General features: G+C 71.8%; 18 protein-coding genes. 7 read left to right on the top strand and 11 right to left on the bottom strand.

Annotated features, from left to right (window positions below; translation table 11 throughout):
- Positions 1–134: 134 nt before the first annotated feature.
- The 3 genes from AC068B_RS23645 to aceA all read right to left on the bottom strand — a co-directional run bounded on the left by AC068B_RS23645 (position 135) and on the right by aceA (position 4,011).
- Complete coding sequence (locus AC068B_RS23645; protein ID WP_478673651.1) at positions 135–1,007, bottom strand: 3-hydroxybutyryl-CoA dehydrogenase; 873 nt, start codon at positions 1,005–1,007, stop codon at positions 135–137.
- Positions 1,004–2,602, bottom strand: a complete 1,599-nt coding sequence (aceB, locus tag AC068B_RS23640) for a malate synthase A (protein WP_478673650.1) — start codon at positions 2,600–2,602, stop codon at positions 1,004–1,006. Before aceB ends, AC068B_RS23645 begins: the two co-directional genes overlap by 4 nt.
- Positions 2,603–2,730: 128 nt before the next feature.
- Positions 2,731–4,011, bottom strand: coding sequence for an isocitrate lyase (gene aceA / locus AC068B_RS23635; protein ID WP_478673649.1), 1,281 nt, complete (start codon positions 4,009–4,011; stop codon positions 2,731–2,733).
- Positions 4,012–4,354: 343 nt separating this feature from the next.
- Between aceA and AC068B_RS23630 the strand changes: the two genes are divergently transcribed.
- Together AC068B_RS23630 and AC068B_RS23625 are read left to right on the top strand one after the other, a co-directional pair.
- Positions 4,355–5,776, top strand: a complete 1,422-nt coding sequence (locus AC068B_RS23630) for a short-chain fatty acyl-CoA regulator family protein (RefSeq protein ID WP_478673648.1) — start codon at positions 4,355–4,357, stop codon at positions 5,774–5,776.
- Positions 5,777–5,883: 107 nt separating this feature from the next.
- Positions 5,884–6,675 carry a GNAT family N-acetyltransferase gene (locus AC068B_RS23625; RefSeq protein ID WP_478673760.1) on the top strand — a complete coding sequence of 264 codons (792 nt, stop codon included), beginning with the start codon at positions 5,884–5,886 and terminating at the stop codon, positions 6,673–6,675.
- Here the strand turns inward: AC068B_RS23625 and AC068B_RS23620 are convergent.
- The 4 genes from AC068B_RS23620 to AC068B_RS23605 form a co-directional block, all read right to left on the bottom strand.
- Positions 6,659–8,872, bottom strand: coding sequence for a phosphoinositide-specific phospholipase C-related protein (locus AC068B_RS23620; protein ID WP_478673647.1), 2,214 nt, complete (start codon positions 8,870–8,872; stop codon positions 6,659–6,661). The genes AC068B_RS23625 and AC068B_RS23620 overlap by 17 nt on opposite strands.
- A gap of 45 nt (positions 8,873–8,917) precedes the next feature.
- Positions 8,918–9,715 (bottom strand): hypothetical protein, encoded by a 798-nt coding sequence (locus AC068B_RS23615; protein WP_478673646.1) that lies wholly within the window; start codon positions 9,713–9,715, stop codon positions 8,918–8,920.
- Positions 9,716–10,317: 602 nt separating this feature from the next.
- Complete coding sequence (locus AC068B_RS23610; RefSeq protein ID WP_478673645.1) at positions 10,318–11,412, bottom strand: hypothetical protein; 1,095 nt, start codon at positions 11,410–11,412, stop codon at positions 10,318–10,320.
- A 142-nt stretch (positions 11,413–11,554) separates the two neighbouring features.
- Positions 11,555–12,076, bottom strand: a complete 522-nt coding sequence (locus AC068B_RS23605) for an N-acetyltransferase family protein (protein ID WP_478673644.1) — start codon at positions 12,074–12,076, stop codon at positions 11,555–11,557.
- Positions 12,077–12,201: 125 nt separating this feature from the next.
- Between AC068B_RS23605 and AC068B_RS23600 the strand changes: the two genes are divergently transcribed.
- Together AC068B_RS23600 and AC068B_RS23595 are read left to right on the top strand one after the other, a co-directional pair.
- On the top strand, positions 12,202–13,074 hold the full coding sequence (locus AC068B_RS23600; RefSeq protein ID WP_478673643.1) for an LLM class flavin-dependent oxidoreductase: 873 nt from the start codon (positions 12,202–12,204) through the stop codon (positions 13,072–13,074).
- 73 nt (positions 13,075–13,147) lie between these two features.
- Positions 13,148–14,140, top strand: coding sequence for a LysR family transcriptional regulator (locus AC068B_RS23595; protein WP_478673642.1), 993 nt, complete (start codon positions 13,148–13,150; stop codon positions 14,138–14,140).
- Positions 14,141–14,189: 49 nt separating this feature from the next.
- Here AC068B_RS23595 and AC068B_RS23590 read toward each other — a convergent pair whose 3' ends face one another.
- Both AC068B_RS23590 and AC068B_RS23585 read right to left on the bottom strand, forming a co-directional pair.
- The gene (locus AC068B_RS23590) at positions 14,190–14,846 is read right to left on the bottom strand and encodes a TetR/AcrR family transcriptional regulator (protein WP_478673641.1); all 657 of its coding nucleotides are present in this window, start codon (positions 14,844–14,846) and stop codon (positions 14,190–14,192) included.
- A 54-nt stretch (positions 14,847–14,900) separates the two neighbouring features.
- Positions 14,901–15,842, bottom strand: coding sequence for an alpha/beta fold hydrolase (locus AC068B_RS23585; protein ID WP_478673640.1), 942 nt, complete (start codon positions 15,840–15,842; stop codon positions 14,901–14,903).
- 222 nt (positions 15,843–16,064) lie between these two features.
- Between AC068B_RS23585 and AC068B_RS23580 the strand changes: the two genes are divergently transcribed.
- The 3 genes from AC068B_RS23580 (at position 16,065) to AC068B_RS23570 (ending at position 18,930) form a co-directional block, all read left to right on the top strand.
- On the top strand, positions 16,065–16,715 hold the full coding sequence (locus tag AC068B_RS23580) for an HAD family hydrolase (protein ID WP_478673639.1): 651 nt from the start codon (positions 16,065–16,067) through the stop codon (positions 16,713–16,715).
- A 191-nt stretch (positions 16,716–16,906) separates the two neighbouring features.
- Positions 16,907–18,127, top strand: coding sequence for an acyl-CoA dehydrogenase family protein (locus AC068B_RS23575; RefSeq protein ID WP_478673638.1), 1,221 nt, complete (start codon positions 16,907–16,909; stop codon positions 18,125–18,127).
- Entirely contained in the window at positions 18,124–18,930 is an 807-nt protein-coding gene (locus AC068B_RS23570; RefSeq protein ID WP_478673637.1) for an SDR family oxidoreductase, read from the top strand. The genes AC068B_RS23575 and AC068B_RS23570 overlap by 4 nt, the downstream gene beginning before the upstream one ends.
- Before the next feature lie 244 nt (positions 18,931–19,174).
- Here AC068B_RS23570 and AC068B_RS23565 read toward each other — a convergent pair whose 3' ends face one another.
- Both AC068B_RS23565 and AC068B_RS23560 read right to left on the bottom strand, forming a co-directional pair.
- A complete protein-coding gene (locus tag AC068B_RS23565) occupies positions 19,175–19,651 on the bottom strand; it encodes a (2Fe-2S)-binding protein (RefSeq protein ID WP_055567650.1) in 477 nt (158 codons plus the stop codon).
- 18 nt (positions 19,652–19,669) lie between these two features.
- Entirely contained in the window at positions 19,670–22,024 is a 2,355-nt protein-coding gene (locus AC068B_RS23560) for a molybdopterin cofactor-binding domain-containing protein (protein WP_478673636.1), read from the bottom strand.
- Positions 22,025–22,169: the final 145 nt, after the last annotated feature.

Raw genomic sequence — 22,169 nt, 5'->3', positions numbered from 1 at the left:
ACTTCAGGCCACGAGGAGGCAGGTCACGAGGAGGCAGGCCACAAGGAGGACGGGAAGGCGGCACACTCCGCACTCCCCGTCCGTCCTTGGCGGGCGGCCACCGCCCCCTCGGCGGGCGGCCGCCTCCGGGCCCCTCAGCCCAGGTCTTCGTAGCGATGGAATCCCCGGCCGGTCTTGCGGCCCAGCAGGCCCGCCTCGACCATGCGTTGGAGCAGCGGGGGCGGGGCGTAGAGGGGTTCCTTGAACTCGTCGTAGAGGGACTCCGCGATCGAGGCGACGGTGTCGAGGCCGATGAGGTCCGCGAGCTTCAGCGGCCCCATGGGGTGGGCGCACCCGAGCTCCATGCCCGCGTCGACGTCGGTGGGGGAGGCGAAGCCGGACTCCGCCATCCGGATCGCCGACAGCAGGTAGGGGACGAGGAGCGCGTTGACGACGAAGCCCGCACGGTCCTGCGAGCGGATCACGGTCTTGCCCAGCGTGCGGGCCGCGAAGTCCTCGACCGTCCCGACGGTCTCCGCCGAGGTGTGCAGGGAGGGCACGACCTCGACCAGCGGCAGCACCGGAACCGGATTGAAGAAGTGCAGGCCCACGACCCGGTCCGTGCGGCCGGTCGCCATGCCGAGCCGCATGACGGGCAGCGAGGACGTGTTGGTGGCGAGGACCGCCCCGGGGTCGGCCACGATCTTGTCGAGGGCCGCGAAGACCTCCGTCTTCGCTTCCGGGTTCTCCACCACGGCCTCGACGACCAGCTGCCGGTCGGCCAGGTCGTCCAGGCTGCCGGTGAAGGCCATGCGGGCGAGGGCGTCCCCCGCGGCGACCGGATCCAGCTTGCCGCGGCGCACCGCCCGGTCGAAGGAGGCGGTCACCCGGTCCCGCGCCGCGCGGGCGGCCACCGCGTCCGCCTCACAGACCACGGTGTCGACACCGGCCCGCGCACACACCTCGGCGATGCCCGCGCCCATCTGCCCGCCGCCGACCACGCCGACGCGCCGGATGTGCCCGCTCACGACCGTGCCCCGGCGTGCCGGACGAGGTGGCGCGAGTAGGCGTACGGCGTGAAGAACTGCGGCAGTTCGACGGCGAGCGTGGTCCGTTCGAAGAGCTCGCGCACCGACTCGATGTCCACCCAGGGATAGTCGGCGCCGAGCGATGCGAGCTCGTCGTCCAGCAGCCGCAGGACGGTCTCGCGGTCGACGACCCGGTGCCTGAGCCACTGCCAGATCTGCACCCGGGCGATCTCGGCGGTCGCCGCGTCCTCCATCAGCCCGTTGAGGGCGACGGCTCCCTGGCCGCGCAGCCAGGCGGCGAAGTAGCCGAGTGCCACCGCGAGGTTCGTGCGGACGCCCTCGGGAGTGGGCGGGCCGCCGACCCGGCGCGTGGACAGCAGGTCGGCGGCCGTCACCTCGACGTCGTCGCGCGTGCGGTCGAGCTGGTGCGGCCTGTCTTCGAGGACCGCGTCGAACACCTCGCGGCAGAGCGGCACCAGCGCGGGATGGGCGACCCAGGAACCGTCGAAGCCGTCCTCCGCCTCCCGTTCCTTGTCCAGCCGGACCGAGGCGAACGCGGCCTCGTCCGCGGCGGGGTCCTTCGAGGGCACCTGGGCGGCCATGCCCCCGATGGCATGGGCGCCACGCCGGTGGCAGGTGCGCACGAGGAGTTCGGTGTAGGCGCGCATGAAGGGCGCGGTCATGGTGACCTTCGCGCGGTCGGGGAGCAGGAAGTCCGTGCGGTGCCCGAAGGTCTTGATCAGGCTGAACAGGTAGTCCCAGCGACCGGCGTTGAGCCCCGAGCTGTGCTCGCGCAGTTCGTAGAGGATCTCCTCCATCTGCACGGCGGCCGTGATCGTCTCGATGAGGACGGTGGCGCGGACCGTGCCTCGCGGGATGCCGAGGAGGTCCTGCGCCGCGACGAAGACGTCGTTCCACAGGCGTGCCTCGTACCGGTTCTCCAGCTTGGGCAGATAGAAGTACGGGCCGTGACCGGCGTCGATCTGGCGCTGCGCGCAGTGGAAGAAGTACAGGCCGAAGTCGACGAGGGAGGCGGGCACGGGCTCGCCGTCGAACTCCAGGTGCTCCTCGGACAGGTGCCAGCCGCGCGGGCGGACCACGATCGTGGCGAGCCGGTCGCGGTCGGCGAGGCGGTACTCCTTGCCCCCGGAGGCGGTGAAGTCGATGCGCCGCTCGATGGCATCGAGCAGGTTCAGCTGCCCGCCGATGACGTTGTCCCAGGTGGGGGAGGTGGCGTCCTCGAAGTCGGCCATCCAGACCCGCGCCCCGGAGTTGAGCGCGTTGACCGTCATACGGCGGTCCGGCGGGCCGGTGATCTCCACGCGGCGGTCGGTGAGGCCGGGGGCCGGTGGGGCCACGCGCCAGGTCGGGTCGTCGCGCACGGCGGAGGTGACCATGGGGAAGTCGAGCGGGGAGCCCGCCGCGAGCCGCAGTGCCTGGCGGCGGCGCTCCTTGAGCAGCTCCCTGCGGCGCTCACCGAACACGGCGGCCAGGTGACCGACGAAGTCCAGGGCGGCCGGGGTGAGGATCTCGTCGTGCCGGTGCCCCGGCGAGGCGAGGACGTGGACGCGGCGCGTCAGTGCGCTGGTGGCCATCGGGGTCTCCTGATGGGGGTGGCAGGGAGGGAAGGGGACGGGGACGCGTCCTTCGAGGCGCGTGGGGGGCCTGCGCGGCAGGCTCCCCACGCGCCCGCGGACGCACGGCGTTCCCCCGGGCGGAGCGCCTAGTGGAACTGCTCCGCCTCCGTGGAGCCCGCCAGCGCGGTGGTGGAGGAGGCGGGGTTGACCGCGGTCGACACGAGGTCGAAGTAGCCCGTGCCGACCTCGCGCTGGTGCTTGACCGCGGTGAAGCCGTGCTCCTGCGCCGCGAACTCCCGCTCCTGCAGATCGACGTACGCGGTCATGCCGTGCTCCGCATAGCCGCGCGCCAGGTCGAACATGCCGTGGTTGAGGGAGTGGAAGCCCGCCAGGGTGATGAACTGGAACCTGTAGCCCATCGCCCCGAGCTCCCGCTGGAACTTGGCGATCTGGTCGTCGTCCAGCGCGGCCCGCCAGTTGAAGGACGGCGAGCAGTTGTAGGCCAGCATCTGGTCCGGGTGCTCGGCGTGGATCGCCTCGGCGAACTCGCGGGCCTGCGCCAGGTCCGGGGTGCCGGTCTCCACCCAGATGAGGTCGGCGTAGGGGGCGTAGGCGAGTCCGCGCGCGATCACCGGGGCCATGCCGCCCCGCACCCGGTAGAAGCCCTCCGCCGTCCGCTCGCCGGTCACGAACTCGGCGTCGCGCTCATCGACGTCGCTGGTGAGGAGGTTGGCGGCGAGCGCGTCCGTGCGGGCCACGATCAGCGTCGGCACGTCGGCGATGTCCGCGGCGAGCCGGGCCGCGTTGAGCGTACGGATGTGCTGGGCGGTCGGCACCAGCACCTTGCCGCCGAGGTGGCCGCACTTCTTCTCGGAGGCGAGTTGGTCCTCGTAGTGGATGCCCGCCGCGCCCGCCGCGATCATGGCCTTGGTCAGCTCGAAGGCGTTCAGCGGGCCGCCGAAACCGGCCTCCGCGTCGGCGACGACCGGCGCGAGCCAGTCCACCGAACCGTCGCCCTCGCTCGTGGCGATCTGGTCGGCGCGCAGCAGCGCGTTGTTGATCCGGCGCACCACCTGCGGAACGGAGTTGGCCGGGTACAGGCTCTGGTCCGGGTAGGTGTGCCCCGCCTGGTTGGCGTCGGCCGCGACCTGCCAGCCGGACAGATAGATGGCCTGGAGACCGGCCTTGACCTGCTGGACCGCCTGGCCGCCGGTCAGCGCGCCGAGTGCGTGGACGTAGTCCAGGTCGTGCAGTTGCCGCCAAAGCCGCTCGGCTCCGCGGCGCGCCAGGGTGTGCTCCTCGCGGACGCTGCCGGAGAGCCGTACGACGTCGTCGGCGCTGTACGTGCGCTCGATGCCTTGCCACCGGGGATCGGTGGCCCAACGCCGTGCGAGCTCTTCGGCCGCGGGCTTCCTCGCGTCTGCCATTGCTGTCACCGTCTCCTTGACCGAGTCGTACGTGTGTCGTCTGCCAATGCCCCACGGCCTCGCGGATTGTGGTGGCACGGCGTGTCTCTGATGCCTCCGGTGTTGCTCGGAGATGCGGCCCACCGTCTCCCGCAGAATGGCGAAGGCGAGCAATGCCAGGGGAGTTCGGTGGGCCGCACTCAGACTCTGGCATTGGCACGCAGTGCCATCAATCGTGGACGTATGCCAACTTCTGCGAATCTTCGAGCCAGGAATTGCCAACCTTGCGAAGGCGATTCGGCGCCCCCGATTCCCGTACGCTGACGCTCACCTGGCCCCACGCCGGATCACGGAGGACCACACGGTGAGCAAGACGTACGCGGGCGCGCGACTGCGGCGGCTGCGCGAGGAGCGCCGGATGAGCCAGGCCGAGCTGGCCCGCACCCTGGCCATCTCACCGAGCTACCTCAACCAGATGGAACACGACTCCCGCCCCCTCACCGTGCCCGTCCTGCTCCGGCTGACGGAGACCTTCGGCGTGGACCCGGGCTTCTTCTCCGAGCGGGACGAGACACGGCTCGTGGCGGACCTGCGGGAGGCACTGGTCGGCGAGCTCGCCGAAGCCCGCGTCTCGACCTCCGACCTCGCCGAGCTCGCCTCACGCATGCCCGCGGTCGCACAGGTCCTGCTGGACCTCGGCCGCCGCGGCCAACTCCTGTCCGAACGGCTCGCGGAAGCCGCCGACGGCCGTGGCGGCGCCGCCCCCGACCTGCCCCGCTCGCCCCACGAGGAGATCCGCGACTTCTTCTACCGCCGCAGGAACTACCTCCACGACACCGACCTCGCCGCCGAGCACCTGGCCGAGGAACTGGGCATCCGCCCCGGCGAGGTGACCCGCGCCCTGACCGCACGGCTCACCGACGCCCACGGCGTCCGCCTGACGGCCGAGACCGGCGACCGCCTCCACCACTACGACGAGGCGACCCGCACCCTCCACCTGTCCAGCCGACTGCGCCCAGGCCAGCGCGCCTTCCGCATGGCCACCCAGCTCGCGCTCCTCGAACACGGCGACGTCCTCGACCGCCAGGCCGCCGACGACTTCACGCCCGGCACGCCGACCCACGCCCTCGCCCGCATCGGCATCGCCCACTACTTCGCCGCCGCGCTCGTCCTGCCGTACCGCGCCTTCCACACGGCGGCCGAAGAGGTCCGCTACGACATCGAACGCCTCACCGACCGCTACGGCCTCGGCTACGAGACCGTCTGCCACCGGCTGAGCACCCTGCAACGCCCCCGCCTGCGCGGCGTGCCCTTCTCCTTCGTCCGAGTCGACCGGGCGGGCAACCTCTCCAAGCGGCAGTCCGCCACCGGCTTCCACTTCTCACGGACCGGCGGCACCTGCCCGCTGTGGAACGTGTACGAGGCCTTCGCCGCGCCGGGCCGCATTCACGTACAGATCGCCGAAATGCCCGACGGGCAGCGCTACTTGTGGACCGCACGCGCCATCACCCGGCACCGCGGCGGCTGGGGAGAGCCCGGCAAGACCTTCGCCATCGGGCTCGGCTGCGAGATCCGCCACGCCCACCGGATCGTCTACTCCGACGGACTCGACCTCTCCAGCGCGTCGGCCGCCACACCCATCGGCATGGGCTGCCGCGTCTGCGAACGCCTCGACTGCCCGCAGCGAGCCGCACCGCCGCTCGGCCGCCCCCTGCGCATCGACCAGAACAGCAGCACGTTCGTGCCCTACCCGGTGGCCGACGGGGTGGCCGACGGGCCAAAATGAGTGGCAGGCCCGGCCGCGGCACGGCAAGGTACGGAGATGTGAACGACGATCGCCGCGACGACGTGCCACCTCTGGAGCAGGCCGACCGGGCCGACCTGCTCGACCGGATGGAACGGAACCTGGCCGAGCACGCCTGCCACCTCCACCGGGACCTGCCGGGCGCGACCGTCGTGGAGGCCGAGGACCTCCTGATCGCCGACAGCGGCCTCGACGACGACACCTTCAACATCGTCGCCATGGCCCGCTGCACCGCCGAGACCGCCCCGGCGCGCATCGCCGTGACCGTACGGGCGCTGGCCGCGACGGGCCGCCCCTTCTCCTGGTGGGTCGGTCCCGCGTCGACACCGCACGACCTGTCCGAGCGGCTCGCGGCCGCCGGGCTGCCGACCTCGGAGCACGAGACGGCGATGTGGGCGGAGCTCGACGAGCTCCCACCGCGGACCTCCGTGCGCGGACTCGACATCCAGCGCGTGACCACGGCCCGGCAACTCGCCGACTATGCCACGATTCTCGCCGCGAACTGGACCCCGCCCGCCGAAACCGTCCGCCACTTCCACGACCTGACCACAGCCCAGGCACTCGCCCCGGACTGCCCGGCCCACTACCTCGTCGGCTACGTGGACGGCCTCGCGGTCTGCTCCGCAGAGGTGTTCGCGCACGCGGGAGTCGCCGGGATCTACAACATCAGCACGCTCGCCGCACACCGAGGACGCGGCTACGGCGGGGCCGTCACCCTCGCCGCGCTCCACACCGCCCGCGACCAGGGCCACTCCCTGGCGGTCCTCCAGGCGTCGGCCGAGGGCGAGCCCGTCTACCGCCGTCTCGGCTTCCGCGCCTGCGGCCGGTTCACCGAACACGCCCTGCTCGCCCCCGATTTGCCGCTCAACGCTGCCGGTTGAGCGTGTCGACGGCGCCCAAGGCGTCGCCGATGGTGGCGAAGTCGACGGCGACGAAGTTGACTGGCCGTCCGCGGTCCTTCTCGCAGCGGCGGGCCCGCTCCAGGATGAAGTCGCGCTTGTTGACGACGGCGGCGTCGAGCCTGCTGCCGCCCATGTCGGTGATGAAGTGGTTCAGCAGGAACAGACGCTTGCCGGTGCCGCCGCGATGCGGGACGCAGTTCATCTGCTCGGGCGCGGTGTACGCGAACGGGGTCTCCATGCCGTACCGGTAGAAGTTGCGGTACCAGGGCGCGGGCCCGTCGGCCTGTTCGGCGAAGACCACCAGACGTCGCCCCGAACCGATCATCTCGCCCAGGGTGGGCCAGGGCCTGTCCGGGTCGGCGTGCGGCGTGAACACCAGCCGCTCAAGACCCGCCCGACGGAACGCCTCCCGCGTCTGCTCGCCGTCGATGGCGTCCTGGACGACCAGGGTGACCACCTCACCGGGGTGCTCGTCCAGCCAGGTGCCGATCTTGCGCAACGTCTCCACCAGGGGGATCGCCCCGGCCCGGCACACCGCGTGACACAGCCACATACCGGGGTGCGGCGGGTTGGCCCGTTCGACCAGCCGGGTGATCTGCTGCTTAATGTCGGGCGGGAAATCCGCCTCCCGGAGCCGTTCCGACACCTCCGCGGGGGTCTCCCACGTCTGGGTGTCGATCAGGAGGCCGCGGGCCCCGGCATCCAGCTGCGCGACGATGTCCGGGTCCTGGAGCGGGCCGATGAACCTGTCGGCCGTCGTCGACATGGAGTTGTGCGTGGCCAGATAGGCGACCTGGTCGTACCGCCGGTCGCAGAGCGACTCCGAGCCCAGGCACAGCTCTCGGGCCTCCTTGCCCGCCGCCATCGGGGCAAGCACCGCACCCACCACCGCGACGGCCACCAGGACCCCGCCCGCCGTGCCGAAGACCGCGGTCCGCCGCCGCCCCGTCAGCCGCGCCCCGCGCCGCGCCACCACCCTCTCGTACGCCCATGCCGCCCCAGTCAGTGCCAGCCCGGCCAGCAGCGGGAGCGCCGCCGTGATCAGCCCCACCGAGGTGAGGGCGTCGGCGCCGCCGTGCTGCACGTCGTCGAGGAGGGCGCGGACCGACGGCGGCCAGCTCGCGGGCGGGCGGACCAGCAGGTCCCCGACCTGCCACCGCGCAAGGGCGAGCACCACGGCGGCCAGCGCGCCTCCCGCGGCCAGCGCCGTGCCGACGCGGCGCAGTCGCACCGGCCAGGACGCGGAGCCGGTGAAGGCCAGCACACCGCCCGACGCGAGGGCGAGTACGCAGGCGATGCCCTGGACCCACCCCAGCGCGAGCTTGGTGAAGTGCCGGGCCTGTTCGGCCGCTCCCAGGTCGACGCCCGCGGCCGCCAGGTCCGGCACGACGTTCCAGTGGCCGTCGTCCGTGAGGACCGACAGATCGGAGGCGGCGCCGCTCACCCGGTCGCCCAGCGCGTACGGCCCCACGGCCGCGAGGGCCGAGGCCACGTCGCCGGTCCCCAGCGACGCCTCCACCTGAGGACGCAGGGCCGCCCGCCGGTCCTCCGGGACGGGTCCCATCAGCCAGTCCGCCGCCTGCCGCGCGGTGGCGGGTTCGAGGCGCAGCTCGGGGAGGTTCTCGGGGCGGCGGCCGCGGGAGATGTCGTCCAGAGCGGCCGTCAGCTCCCGTGCGAAGGCGGCGAAGTCGGGGGACTGCCGCCCCTGGGCGGAGGCGACCAGGTCGCCCAGGTAGATCTCGGCGAAGCTGCCGATGTTCGTCAGGACGGGGCGCAGGTCGACGGAGAGACGAAGGTGTGGCTCCTCCCCGCGCAGGTAGCCCACCGCGTGACCGATCTGCTCGTCCACCAGGGTGCGCAGGGTGGCGGGCGGCAGCACGTTCTTCAGGTTCGCGGTCACCTGTGCCTCGGGCACCGGCAGCCTGCCGAGGAGGTCACGGGTGACCCGCGCCGTCGCCGGATCCACGAGCACCTCGTCGTACAGCCGCTCGTAGGCGCCCTGTTCATCCAGTACGGCCTGGTAGAAGGCGCGGTTCAGCACCGTCGCGCGGGCACACCCGGCGAGGACCAGCACGAACGTCGCCAGGGCCAGCACACCCCAGGCCACGGGCCGTACCCAGGACCGCCGTCGTCCCGCTGCCGTGGCGCACCGGTCCTCCGTGTCGCTGCCACTCACGGAACGATCATCCGCCGGGCCGGGACGCGGCGCCACACCGCCCCCTCAGCCCCGGCACTCCCCGGCCCGACGGCTCGCCCCGCTGAGCAGGTCGACCCGCTGCCCCGCCCCCTCCTTGAGGACGTAGAGGGTGCCGTCGTCGGGCGTCCAGTCGCGCGGCACGAGGAAGACGCGGTCTCCGGAGACGTGGAACAGCCGCAGCCCCCCGTACTCGTACGCGAACTGGCTCCCCTTGTCGGTGACCCGCTGGAAACAGCTGCCGCCGCCCCGGATCATCAGGTCCTTCTCGCTGAAGACGACGACGGCGGGGAACTCGCTGCGGAGGGTCCGCTCGGTCAGCTCCGCGCGGCCCCGGCCCGCGATCGCCGCGTACGCCGACACGGCCCAGAACAGCGACAGCACGCAGACGAAGAGGGTGAGCCCCCACAGCCGCAGGTCCCGACGGGCGCGCGTGCGGGCGTACGCGTTGAGCGCGAGGCCGCCGATCGCGGTGAGCGGCAGCACCAGGTCGAACAGCCAGGGGCTGAGCGGATACAGCGGTACGAGGGCGAGCGGGACGGCCCAGGCGAAACGCAGGACACGCACCGCGCGCGCCAGCCTTTCCGGTTCGCCCGCCGTCCAGCGCAGCAGCCCCAGCGTGCCCAGTGCGACACCCGCCGCGAGCCAGGCCGGGAGGTAGAGGGCCCCGACGCTGCGCAACAGGTAGTCGCTGGTGGAGAGGTGGAAGACGGTGTCGCGCAGCCCGAGCGCCTTGGTCTCGGCGTCGGTGCTCGCCCAGCCGAAGTAGAAGAGGACGGCGGTGAGGAGGGTGACGAGGGACCCGACGGCACCGAGGACCTCCACCCAGCCGACGTGGGGGTCGGAGGGGGTGGGGGATGAGGGTGGGGTTGGGGTTGGGGTTGGGGGTGGGGCTGGGGCTGGGGCCGGGGTGGGCGTGGGTGCAGGTGCAGGTGCAGGTGCAGGTGCAGGTGCAGGCGCAGGTGCAGGGACAGGGGCAGGGGTGGGGCTGGGGCCGTGGGGTGGGACGAGGGTGGGGCGGGGGCTCGGGTCAGGTTCCGGGTGTGGGGGTGGGTGCGGGGCGGGTTGGGGTGCGGGGGGCGGGTCCGGATTTGATCGTGGTGCTGGTGCTGGTGCTGGTGCTGGTGCTGGTGCTGGTGCTGGCGCCGGGTCCGGGTTCGGGTTCGGTTGTCGTGTCAGGTCAGGTTCCGGGTACGGGGCCGGGCGCGTGGGCGGGTCCGGGTCCGGGTTCGGTCGTGGTGTCAGGTCCGGGTCAGGTTCCGGGTGTGGGGCCGGGCGCTGGGGCGGGTTTGGTGCCGGTGCTGGTGTCGGTGTCAGGTCGGGGTCCGGTGTGGGCGCGGGTGTCAGGTCGGGGTCCGGAGCGGGTGTCAGGTTCGGGTCCGGTGTGGGTGCCGGAGGTGGCTCGGGGGGCGAGGGGCGGGGGTCGCTCATCGGGTGAGGGAGTCGCTCGGCTCGGGCGGGGAGGGCGAACGTGACGAGAGCGAGGGCGCGGGGGACCGGGGGAATCCGCTCCAGTCCAGGGTGAACGCCGCCTGCTTGGTCACCCTCACGCCGCTCCTCGTCACGAGCGTCACGTCGATGGACGTCGGGCGTCGGCCGCCGAAGCCGTCGGGGCCCGGGAGGTCCACGGAGACCGCCGCGTCCTTGCAGCACTTCTCCCTCTCGTTCTCGTCGCCGAAGGGCCTGAGGACCAGCAGTTCCGGCATCTCGGCGGCGCGGAGTTCCACGGCGCGGGGGACGTCGGGCCAGGTGCCCTGGAGACCGAGCGTCGAGCCGGGCGCGACGCTCGCCTCGGTGGAGGCGATCTTGTTGTCGCAGGCCGCGGCCCCCGTCGCGGAGGACCGCAGCACCACCTGATTGCCGGGATGCCGCTGGTAGTAGGCGACGAAGCGCTGCAGGACCGCGAAGGCGTCGCCGTCCTTGCAGAGGTATTCGGTGGCCCCGGGCCGATAGCCCGCCGCGCGCAGCCCCGCTTCGGCCCGCGTGGCGATGCCCAGCCCGCCCGGCTCGCCGTGTGCGGCCTTGCAGATCCCGGCAAGCCCTTCGATGACCTTCCAGGCCTGCAGGGTCCCCGAGTTCTCGGGGCGTTGCCCGGGGTCGGTCGCGCTGTTGTAGGGCTGCTGGCAATCGCCCTGCTGGAGCAGGTCGTACATGCTGTCCGGCTCGGGCGCGTCGTCCGTGTTGGGGGACTTGGGCCCCCAGGGCAGCCAGCCGGGCGGAGTCCCGCCCCCGCGGCCCCCGCCGCCGCTGTTGCCGCCCCGGCCCTTGCCCCCGTCGCCGCCACCGGTGTGCCAGGAGCCTCCCGTGGACCCGTTCGTTCCCCCGCCGGTCGCGTCGCCCCCGCCCGAGCCGCCGCTCCCGCCCGTGATGTCGGAGCCACCGCCGCCGGTACTCGTCCCCGTACTGGTGCCACCGCCCGAGGAGTCACCACCCGTGGAACCACCGCCTCCGCGCACCCCGCCGTCGTGCGACGCGACTCCCCGTATCCCGAAGAACAGCCCCACCACCAGGACGAATCCCATGATGGCAAAGGCCCAGACAGGCACCCGATCGGCGCCCGAACCAGAGCGAACACCCATGACGGAACCCCCGTTTCGCCTCCTCCCCATGATGCTGCGGAGGGACGGCGCCCGGAATCCTTTCGGCCGACTCGGCCCGCGGGGCTCACCGATGTGCTGGACGCCAGTACAGTGCGGGATCCGGGTGGTCGTCGAAGCCCAGGTCCCGGTAGAGCGGCTCGCCCTCGTGGGAGGCGTACAGGTCGACCCGGGAGGCGTCCTGCGCGCGGAACCAGTCGAGCAGCGTCCGCATGATCGCCCGGCTGTGGCCGCGCCGCCGGTACGCGGGGTCGGTGACCACGCCGATGACGTGGCCGACCCGGCCGGTGAGGTTGTGCGGGCCGGGGAACCACTGTTCGACGGTGCCGATGCCGCAGGCCGCGAGTCCGTCTTCGCCGTCCACGACGAGGATGTGGGCGGCATCCGCCGTCAGCTGTGCCTTCAGCACGGAGGCGAGGTTGTGACGCCAGTCGGTCCGGTCCGGCTCGTCCGGCGCGGGGGTGAAGTACTCGCCGCCGCGGGTCGCGAAGAGCAGTGCCCGCAGGCGTACGAGTTCGGGAAGGTCGGCCTCCACCGCCCGGCGAACGGCGGTGCGGGGCATGGTGAGTTGTCCGGTGGGCTGGTTCATGACGATCACCTTTCAGTAAGGGTCTTGTACACCACAACCCTTACTAGATGGCACCGCGCCCCTTACTGGACGTAGGTGCCGAATCTCTGTTGATCGCGGGCGAGGGTGCGGGATAGGAAGGCGCCATGACGACTCTTGGTGTGGTGTTCCGTCCGCAACTTCCCCCCGAGCGCCTGCGCGCGATGGTGCGCACGGCTGAAGACGCCGGACTCGCGGAGCTGTGGCTCTGGGAGGACTGCTTCCTGGAGAGCGGCATCGCGGCCGCGGCCGCCGCCCTCGCCTGGTCCGAGCGGCTGCGCGTGGGGGTCGGGCTGCTGCCCGTGCCGCTGCGGAACGTCGCCCTCGCCACCATGGAGGCGGCCACGCTGCACCGGCTGTTCCCGGACCGCGTCATGCTCGGCGTCGGGCACGGCGTGCAGGACTGGATGGGGCAGGTGGGAGCGCGGGCGGAGTCGCCGGTCACGCTCCTGCGCGAACACCTCGACGCGATGCGGGCCCTGCTGGCGGGCGAGCGCGTCACGACGCAGGGGCGGTACGTCCGGCTCGACGGCGTCGCGCTCGACTGGCCGCCCGCCTCGGCCCCCGCGGTGTACGCGGGCGCGCGGGGGCCGCGCTCGCTGCGGCTCACCGGAGAGTCCGCGGACGGCACCATCCTGGACGCGAGCACGACGCCGGACGGAGTGCGCAGGGCCCGCCAACTCATCGACGAGGGACGGGAGTCGGCCGGGCGTACGGGCGCCCACCGCGTGGTGGTCTACCTGCTCGCCGCGACCGGACCCGACGCGGAGGCCCGGCTGCGGGCCGAGCTCCGGAGCGAGGGCAAGGAAGACGTCGCCGGGCTCGGCGTCGCCGGGGACGCCGAGGACGTGGCGAAGGCCGTCCAGCGGCTCGCCGAGGCGGGGGCCGACACGGTCGTCCTGCAGCCCACCGCCGACGAGCCGGACCCGGAGGGGTTCATCCGCTTCGTCACGGACGGGGTGCGCCCGCTGATGTCGTGACGGGGCGCATCAGCGACCGGCCGCTCCTGGCGGCAGGTCGCCCACCCCATCGGCACCCTTTAGGCTCCTGAGCATGGGACATAAGGATGCCGATGGGGCCGCCGACGCCGACGGAGCGCCCGGGGAGGCACTCGGCGGCGGGCACGGCACGGGCGGTACGACCGGTGCCGCCTCGCTGGACCTCAACCAGCTCCGCACCTTCCTCGCGGTCTACCGCTCCGGATCCTTCACCGCGGCCGCCCGCCTCCTGAGCCTGTCCCAGCCCACGGTCACCGCTCAGATCCGCTCCCTGGAGCGCAGGCTCGACCGGGAACTGTTCGACCGGCTGCCGCGCGGCGCGGCCCCCGCGCCCTTCGCCGACGAGCTGGCGTCCCGGATCGTGGCGCCCCTGGACGCCCTCGCCGAGGTCGCGGGGCACGGCGGTGACAGTTCCGCCGAGCCGGTCCACGTGGCGGGCCCGGCGGAGCTCCTCTCCCACTGCGTGCTGCCCCGGATCGCTCCGCTGGTGGAGAAGGGCGTGGTGCTGCGGATCGCGACCGGCCTGACGGACGACCTCCTGGAGGAGATGCGCGCGGGACGGCACGACCTGCTGATCGCCACGGCTCGCCCCCGCGGCCGGGCGCTGGCCGCCGTGCCCCTGGCCGACGAGGAGTTCGTCCTGGTCACGACGGCGGCCTGGGGGGAGCGGATCGGCGGGACCGCGCGGATCGCCGCCGACGGCCCCGCGGCGCTGCACGGCGTCCCGCTGGTGGCGTACGCAGAGGACCTGCCCATCGTCCGCCGCTACTGGCGCCATGTCTTCGGCAAGCGCCTGGTCTGCAAGCCCGCCGTCACCATGCCCGATCTGCGCGCGGTCAAGGCTGCCGTCGTGGGCGGCGCGGGATTCAGCGTGCTGCCCCGCTACCTGTGCCTCGACGAGCTGGCGTCGGGCGCGCTGCTCCTCCTCAACGACCCGGACGACCCGCCCATCAACACCGGCTACCTCGTCCAGCGGCCCGGCTCCGCGGACAACCCGCACGTCGCCCTGGTCAGGGACCACCTGCTGGAGTCCGCGCGCGGCTGGTAGCGGGCGCGCCCGGGGAGCCGTCGGCCGAGCTTCGGGGGAGCCGCCGGTGTCAGGCCCCGGGCGACGGGTCCCGCAGCTGCAGCCCGTTCTCCCAGATCGTGTTGAGCGTCGTGACGAGCCGCTCGTACGGGATGCGCTGCCCGAGCACGAACACCATGTAGGCCATGCGGCTCACCATCACGGACAGGGCGTGCGCGGTGACGAGGGGGTCCAGGCTCGTGTCGGCCTGGCCGTTCTCCTGGAGGGTCCGGATCAGCTTGGCGTTGCGGCGGGCGAACGCGTTGCCGCGCTCGATGCGCAGCGCCATGAACTGCTCGTCGACCTGGGCCACTTGCTCGAACAGTGCCATGAGGCGGGCGTTCTTCTTGTACGCACGCAGGTACTCGCGGTTCGACGCGTCGATGAGCTCGCGGGGGTCGGTGATGCCGGTGCGCTCGCGCAGGTGCGGGTGGAGCATCTCCTCCTGCACCTGCTCGACCAGCGCCTGGAAGATCTCTTCCTTGCTGTTGAAGTACGTGTAGAACGACCCGGAGGCGACGTGCGCCGCCTTGGAGATGTCCGTGATGCGGGCGTCCAGATATCCGTCGCGCTCGAACACCTCGCGGGCGGCGGCGATCAGCGCGTTGCGCGTCCTGACGCCACGGGCGCTGCGGGGCGTGATCGGTTGCTTCTGACCGCCGTCTGCGGCCGGGGCCTGGGCAGCCACTGCGATCCATTCACTGTCGGTCGAACCTGTACGTATCGGAGGCAGCGGATGTTATCAGCCGACCGTGGAGAGGAACTCGAGGAGAGCGGCGTTCACCTCGTCGGGTCGCTGCTGCTGGACCCAGTGGCCCGCGCCGTCGAGCACGAGGTGGCCCCGCTGGTCCGTGAGCATCAGCTCGTGGTCCTTCGTCGGCATGAACTGCCCGACGGGGTCCTTGGACCCGGTGATGAACAGCGAGGGCTGCGTGATCCGGCGGTCGGCCAGGTGCTCGGTGAGCTCCCAGTTGCGGTCGAGGTTCCGGTAGTAGTTGAGCCCGCCGGTGAATCCGGTGTGCTCGAACGTGTCGACGTAGTAGGCGAGTTCCTCGTCGTCGAGCCACGGCGGGGGCGATGCCGGCGCCTCGTCCCGCCCGGCCCACCGGGCCGACCAGATCTCCTTCGCGGTGAGCGTCCTGCGCACGTTCCGGCTCAGGGCGGCGTCCGCGACGCCGGGCTCCTGGAACCACACCATGTAGAAGTCGTCGCCGAGGCGCTTGCGGAGGATCGGGATCGGGGGCGCCGGGGCCCGCCGCGCCACCGGCACGCTCATCCCTGCCACCGCACGCACCCGCTCCGGATGGGCCAGCGCGAGCTGCCACACCACGGCGGCGCCCCAGTCGTGCCCCACGAAGACGGCGTCGTCCGCGCCCACGTCGTCCAGGACCGCGGTCAGGTCGCCGCAGAGCGTGAGGATGTCGTACGCGTCGGGGTCGGCCGGGCGCGAGCTTCCGCCGAATCCCCGCATGTCGGGGACGAGGACGCGGTACCCCGCACTCGCCAGCGCGAAGAGCTGGTGACGCCAGGAGAACGCCAGCTCGGGAAAGCCGTGGCACAGGACCACCGGGGGCCTGCCCGGCCGTCCGTCGCCGTGGTCGAAGACGCGGAGCGTGACGTCGCCCGAGGTGACCTCGCGCGTCGCGACGCTCTCCCACTCGGCGATGGTGACGTGTGTCGACATGTGCAGAACCTCCGTGGTCCGCAGGTGGCCGCGCGACCGACTCGCGGCGGCCGGGGTCGCGTTCAGCGCAATGAACTTGACGTTGGATTCAAATGTACAGGCGACCGGGGCGCCCGGGGTGCCCCGGTCGCGGCGCGATCCGTCGGCGGTTCCCGGACCCTTGAACTTGAACCCGGATTCAAATACGTTGGCAGGACCCGAGACGAGTGAAGGTGCGGTGCGATGAGTGACGTGGGGAGTGCGGAGCGGACGCGCTGTGCGGTCCTGTTCGACTTCGGCGGGGTCCTGACCACCAGCGTCGTCGCCGCCTTCGAGGAGCTCGGCACGGAACTGGCCGACGATCCAAGGCTGTTGCTCCGGCTCCTGACCCGGGACGAGGAGAGCCGCACGCTGCTCGTGGCACACGAGGAGGGCCGCATCGGCGAGCGCGAGTTCGAGAACGGGTTCGCGGCGCGGCTGCGGGCCCACGGAGCGGCGGCGGAGGGGCCGGGCCTGGTGCGCCGCATCCAGTCCCTGCTGCACCCCGACCCCGGCATGATCGCCCTGGTGGCGAAGGTCCGGGCCGACGGGCACCGCGTGGGACTGCTCTCGAACTCGCTCGGCGACCACTGCTACGACGGCTTCGACCTGCCCGCGATGTTCGACGCCGTGACGGTGTCCGGGGACATCGGGGTGCGCAAGCCGTCGCGCCGCGCGTACGCCGTCGCGTGTGAGCGTCTCGGCGTACGGCCCGAGGACACCGTGATGGTGGACGACCTGCCGCAGAACATCGTGGCGGCGGAGCGGGTCGGCATCGCCGGGGTCGTGCACCGCGACGCGCCCACGACGGCGGCGCGGCTGGCGCGGCTGCTCGCGTCGGCCACCGGCGCGTGAGGCGTCCCGACGGCTCGACGCCCCGCCCGCCCGGCGGTGTATCCAGAGGGCGGGCCCGGGGCTCAGACTCGGCTCCGGGCCATGATTGCCGGACTCGGGACTGCCCGATCCAGGGCTGCCCGACCTGAGACCGCCGACTTAAGACTGCCGGACCCAAGACTGCCGGACCCAAGACCGTTGGAGGACGACCCGTGTTCGACGTGACCGACAGGGCCAAGGAGTACCAGGAGCGGCTGCTCGCCTTCATGGACGAGCACGTCTACCCCGCCGAGGCGGTGTACGACGCGCAGATGGCGGAGTCGGGCGATCCGCACTTCCACCCGCCGGTCCTCGAAGAGCTCAAGGCCGAGGCGAGGAAGCAGGGCCTGTGGAACCTCTTCCACCCCCACCCGGAGTGGGGCCCCGGCCTGACCAACCTGGAGTACGCCACGCTGGCCGAGATCATGGGCCGCAGCGCGCACCTCGCCCCCGAGGCCACCAACTGCAACGCGCCGGACACCGGCAACATGGAGGTCCTCACGGTCTTCGGCACCGAGGAGCACAAGGAGAAGTGGCTGAAGCCGCTGCTCGCCGGTGAGATCGCCTCCGCGTTCGCCATGACCGAGCCCGCCGTCGCCAGCTCCGACGCCCGCAACATCGAGATGCGGATGGTCCGCGACGGCGACGACTACGTACTCAACGGCCGCAAATGGTGGACCTCCAACGCCCTGCACAGGAACTGCCGGGTGCTCATCGTCATGGGCAAGACCGACCCGGAAGGGCCGAGCCACCGCCAGCAGAGCATGATGGTCGTCCCGCTCGACACCCCCGGCGTCACGGTCCTGCGCAACCTCCCCGTCTTCGGCTACCAGGACCGCGAGGGTCACGCGGAGGTGCTCTTCGAGGACGTACGCGTCCCCGCCACCGCCCTGCTCGCGGGCGAGGGCGACGGCTTCATGATCAGCCAGGCGCGGCTCGGACCCGGCCGCATCCACCACTGCATGCGCACGATCGGCATGGCGGAGCGCGCCCTGGACCTGATGATCGACCGCGCCCAGTCGCGCACGACGTTCGGCGCGCCGCTCGCCGACCGGGCCAACATCCAGGACTGGATCGCCGAGTCCCGCGTCGAGATCGACATGGCACGACTGCTGACCCTCAGGGCCGCGTATCTGATGGACACCGTCGGCAACAAGGAAGCCCGCACGGAGATCGCCGCCATCAAGGTCGCCGCCCCCGAGGTCGCCCTCAAGGTCGTCGACCGGGCGATCCAGGTGCACGGCGGCGGCGGTGTCAGCGACGACTTCCCGCTCGCCAGCATGTACGCCCATCTGCGCACCCTGCGGCTCGCGGACGGCCCCGACGAGGTGCACAAGCGCGCGATCGCGCTGCGGGAGCTGCGCCGCCGCGAGAACGAGCGGAGCGGTCGATGAGCGTTCCGAGCAGCCCGAGCAGCCCGAGCAGCCCGAGCAGCCCGAGTGGCGCCGGCGGGTCGCTCGCCGGGAAGGTCGCCATCGTCACGGGAGCTTCGCGGGGCATCGGCCTCGCGGCCGCCGCCGCTCTGCGTGACCGCGGGGCGCAGGTCGTGGTCACCTCGCGCAGCGAGGAGCGCGCCAAGGAGGCGGCGGCCCAACTGGGCGGCGACGTCGTGGGGTTCGGCGCCCACGCCACCGACGAGGACGCCGCGCGCGCCTGCGTCGACCACACCGTCGCGACGTACGGCAGCCTGGACATCCTCGTCAACAATGCCGGTACGAACCCCGCGTACGGACCGGTCATCGACCAGGACCACGGACGCTTCGCCAAGACGATGGACGTCAACCTGTGGGCGCCCATCCTGTGGACGTCGCTCGCGGTGAAGGCGTGGATGGGTGAGCACGGCGGGTCCGTCGTCAACACCGCCTCCATCGGCGGCCTTTCGGTCGCCCAGGACGTCGGCATCTACCACGTCTCCAAGGCCGCACTCATCCACCTCACCAAGCAACTCGCCCTGGAACTCGCCCCGAAGGTCCGCGTGAACGCCATCGCCCCCGGCGTCGTCCGCACCAAGCTCGCCGAGGCGCTGTGGGAGGAGAACGAGGCGCGGGTCGCCGCGGCCACCCCGCTGGGCCGGATCGGCGAACCGGAGGACCTGGGGGAGGCCGTGGCGTTCCTCGCCGGGGACGGCGCCCGCTGGATCACGGGGGAGACCCTCGTCGTGGACGGAGGTCAGCTCCTTGGGGGCGGGCCGCTGTGACGGCCGCCCGCCGGGTGGGTGGGTAGGTACCGGGAGGCCCGGGGGACTGCACCAGTGCGTCGTGGCGCGGAAGACATGAGGCTGAACTCGCTGCTGATGAGCGACGTTTGGAGAAACTTGTGGTCACCTCCGCCTCACCTGCCATGCCCGCCTCACCCGCCACACCTGCCTCGCACAGATCGAGGGGCAACGCTGGTTCAGCGAGTTGCGCCGACAGTGACTCGCACAGTGACTCGCGCGTGGATCACATCTTCTTCGCACCCGCCCTGATGGCGTCGCGGATGCGGTTGTACGTGCCGCAGCGGCAGATGTTGCGGATCTCGTCGAGGTCGCGGTCCTCTATCTCACGGCCCTCGGCGGCGGCCTGGCGGACCTTGGCGACGGCGGTCATGATCTGGCCGGGCTGGCAGTAGCCGCACTGCGCGACGTCGAGGTCCAGCCAGGCCTCCTGCATCGGATGGAGGTCCTTGCCGACGGTGGCGGGCAGCCCCTCGATCGTGGTGATCTCGTCGTCCGGTGCGACCTTGGAGACGGGGACCGAACACGGGTTGAAGGCCTTGCCGTTGATGTGCGACGTACAGGCCTGACAGACGCCGAGACCGCAGCCGTACTTGGGTCCTGTGACGCCCAGCAGGTCGCGGAGCACCCAGAGGAGGCGTACGTCGTCCTCGGCCTCGACGGTGATCTGCTCGCCGTTGAGCTTGAAGGTGTGGCTTGCCATGGAGGGGATCAGGGCTCCTCAGAAGGCGCGGTCGAGACCGTCGGTAGGAGACTGGGGCGTGGAGGGCTCGCGGGGGAGCGGGTCGAAGCTGATCGTGCCGTGGTTGATCGGGAAGCTCGTGGGCAGCGTGTCCGTCGCGCGCGCGTACGCACAGGCGATGGCGGCGAACGCGGGCGCGACGCCCAACTCGCCTGCCCCCGCGGGCTTGTCGCCCGTGCTGGGCATGATGACGACCCGCAGTTCCAGCGGGGTGTTCCACTGCCTCGTATAGAAGTAGTTGTCCCAACTGCCCTCCAGCGGCAGGCCGTTCTCGATGTGCAGGCTGGAAGTGAGGGCCATGGCGAGCGCGTCGTTGAAGCCGCCCATCATCTGGGCCTCAAGCCCACGGGGGTTGATGGCGAACCCCGCGTCGACGACGATCAGCGCCTTCGTGACGCGCGGCCCCGTCACCGCGTCCCGGATCTTCCTGTTGACGGTCCCGGGTCGGCAGTCGATCTCGACGAGCGTGGCGACCGCGCCCCGGTACTCCGCGTGCAGGCCGATGCCCTGCGCCATCCCCGCGGGCAGCTTCCTGCCCCAGTCGCCCTCCTCGACCGCCCGGTCAAGGACGGCGCGCAGCCGCTCGTCCTTGACGAAGGTGCGGCGGAACTCCACCGGATCCTTGCCCATCTTCGCGGCGAGCTGATCGACGACCAGCTCACGGGCACAGGCCACATTGGGCGAGTAGATGTTGCGCATGCTGCCCGTGTTGAACTTCAGCGGCACCTCGTTGAGGAGCTGGGTGGTGGCTCCGAAGTGGTACGGCGTGGACTGCGTCAGCTGGAAGATCGTCTCGGCGAACGTCAGATTGCCCGCGACGGGCAGCTTCGCCGCCGCCGACGTGATCATCTCGCCGAGGCCGTGCCCGAAGTCGGTCTGCGAACCGGTGTGCCGCTGCTCGTAGCTGAGCACGCTGCCGAGGGCGTACGTCGCCCGCACACGGGAGACGCACATCGGATGCGTGCGGCCCTGCCGGAAGTTGTCCGTGCGGGACCAGGACAGCTTGACCGGCTTGCCCATCTTCTGGGAGATCTCCGCGGCCTCGGCGGCCACGTCGTGGAAGAGGTGCCGACCGAAGGACCCGCCGCCCTCCACCACGTGCACGGTGACCGCCTTCTGCGGCAGTCCCAGGCGGGCCGCGATGTCCTGCTGCGCCACGATCGGCACCTTGAGGCTCGCCCAGATCTCGGCGCGGTCGGCGCGGACGTCGGCGATCGCGTTGTCCGGCTCCAGCGGGCTGTTGCTGGCGAACGCGAAGGTGAACTCGGCGTCGATCTTCTTGGTGAGCAGGGGCGGCACGATCATCGGCAGCGCGGCCGCCTTGATCTTGCGCAGGACGGTGTCGTCCGACTCCCCGTCCACGGTGCCCCGCCCCCAGGTCACTTCCAGGGCCCGCAGCGCGTCGATGCACTGTCCGAACGTCGCGCCGCGCACGGCCACACCGTGCTTGACCGTGGCGACGTCGGTGATTCCGGGCATGCGCAGGACCGCGTCGGCGTTGTGCACGGCCTGCACCGTGCCGTTGATGGTCGGCGGCCTGCGCACCATGGTCGGCTTGGCGTCGGGCACGTCGTGGTCCATGCCGAACTTCTTGCGTCCGGTGACGATCTCCAGCGCGTCGATGCGGTTGCGCGGCGTGCCGAGGACCGTGAAGTCGTCCTGGGACTTGAGGGGCGCGGACGCCGTACGGACCTTGGCGCTCGCGGCCTTCTCGGCGAGGGAGCCGTACGTGGCGCTGCGCGTCGACCCGTGCCTGATCACCCCGTCCTCCGTGGTGAGTTCGGAGGCCGCGACTCCCCATTGGGCGGCCGCGGTGGCGACGAGCCGGTGCCGGGCGACGGCCGCCGCGGTGCGGACCGGCAGATACATGCTGCGCATCGAGTTGGAGCCGCCGGTGAACTGGTTCATCAGCAGCTCGGGCCGCGCGTCGGCGAGGGCGACCCGCACCTTCTCCAGGGGCAGGTCCATCTCCTCGGCGATCATCATCGCGATGGCGGTGGTCATGCCCTGGCCGACCTCGGCGCGGGGCACCGCGAACGAGGCGGTGCCGTCCGTGTGCACCTGGATCGTGATCATTCCGGCGGTCGGGGCGGCCACCAGGTTCTGCAGATCGCCGAGGTCGAAGAGGTTCTCGGGCTGCGGAAGCGACGGTATGACCGCCTCCGTGACGCCCGCGGCGCCGGTGGCGCTCGTGGCTCCGGCGGCCCCGACGGCCTCGGCGGGCTGTCCGGCGAGCCCGTCGGCCCCCAGGCGCACGCCCACGGCGAGGGTCGGGGCGGCGAGGAGGTAGGCGAGCACTCTGCGTCGGTCCGGCAGATGGCTGGGGTCGGCCATGTGGGGTCGGATCCTTTCGTGGCGTGAGCGGGGTGTGGTGATCGGGGTGAGGTAAGCGGGGTGACGTGAATGACTGACTGACGTGCATGAGCTGATGTGAACGAGGTGACAAGTGTGGCGTGCGGTACGTCCCGTGGCGGCCGGG

The organism is Streptomyces sp. NPDC042371, from assembly GCF_056437465.1.
This window is presented reverse-complemented; position numbering and strand designations above follow the sequence as displayed.

What these genes read in the sequence shown, in the direction of transcription:
- AC068B_RS23605 (WP_478673644.1), bottom strand. Translation starts at nt 12,076, where the DNA reads ATGAACCAGCCCACCGGACAACTCACCATGCCCCGCACCGCCGTTCGC.
- AC068B_RS23600 (WP_478673643.1), top strand. Translation starts at nt 12,202, where the DNA reads ATGACGACTCTTGGTGTGGTGTTCCGTCCGCAACTTCCCCCCGAGCGC.
- AC068B_RS23625 (WP_478673760.1), top strand. Translation starts at nt 5,884, where the DNA reads ATGGAACGGAACCTGGCCGAGCACGCCTGCCACCTCCACCGGGACCTG.
- AC068B_RS23585 (WP_478673640.1), bottom strand. Translation starts at nt 15,842, where the DNA reads ATGTCGACACACGTCACCATCGCCGAGTGGGAGAGCGTCGCGACGCGC.
- AC068B_RS23565 (WP_055567650.1), bottom strand. Translation starts at nt 19,651, where the DNA reads ATGGCAAGCCACACCTTCAAGCTCAACGGCGAGCAGATCACCGTCGAG.
- AC068B_RS23595 (WP_478673642.1), top strand. Translation starts at nt 13,148, where the DNA reads ATGGGACATAAGGATGCCGATGGGGCCGCCGACGCCGACGGAGCGCCC.
- AC068B_RS23560 (WP_478673636.1), bottom strand. Translation starts at nt 22,024, where the DNA reads ATGGCCGACCCCAGCCATCTGCCGGACCGACGCAGAGTGCTCGCCTAC.
- AC068B_RS23580 (WP_478673639.1), top strand. Translation starts at nt 16,065, where the DNA reads ATGAGTGACGTGGGGAGTGCGGAGCGGACGCGCTGTGCGGTCCTGTTC.
- AC068B_RS23570 (WP_478673637.1), top strand. Translation starts at nt 18,124, where the DNA reads ATGAGCGTTCCGAGCAGCCCGAGCAGCCCGAGCAGCCCGAGCAGCCCG.
- aceB (WP_478673650.1), bottom strand. Translation starts at nt 2,602, where the DNA reads ATGGCCACCAGCGCACTGACGCGCCGCGTCCACGTCCTCGCCTCGCCG.
- AC068B_RS23610 (WP_478673645.1), bottom strand. Translation starts at nt 11,412, where the DNA reads ATGGGATTCGTCCTGGTGGTGGGGCTGTTCTTCGGGATACGGGGAGTC.
- aceA (WP_478673649.1), bottom strand. Translation starts at nt 4,011, where the DNA reads ATGGCAGACGCGAGGAAGCCCGCGGCCGAAGAGCTCGCACGGCGTTGG.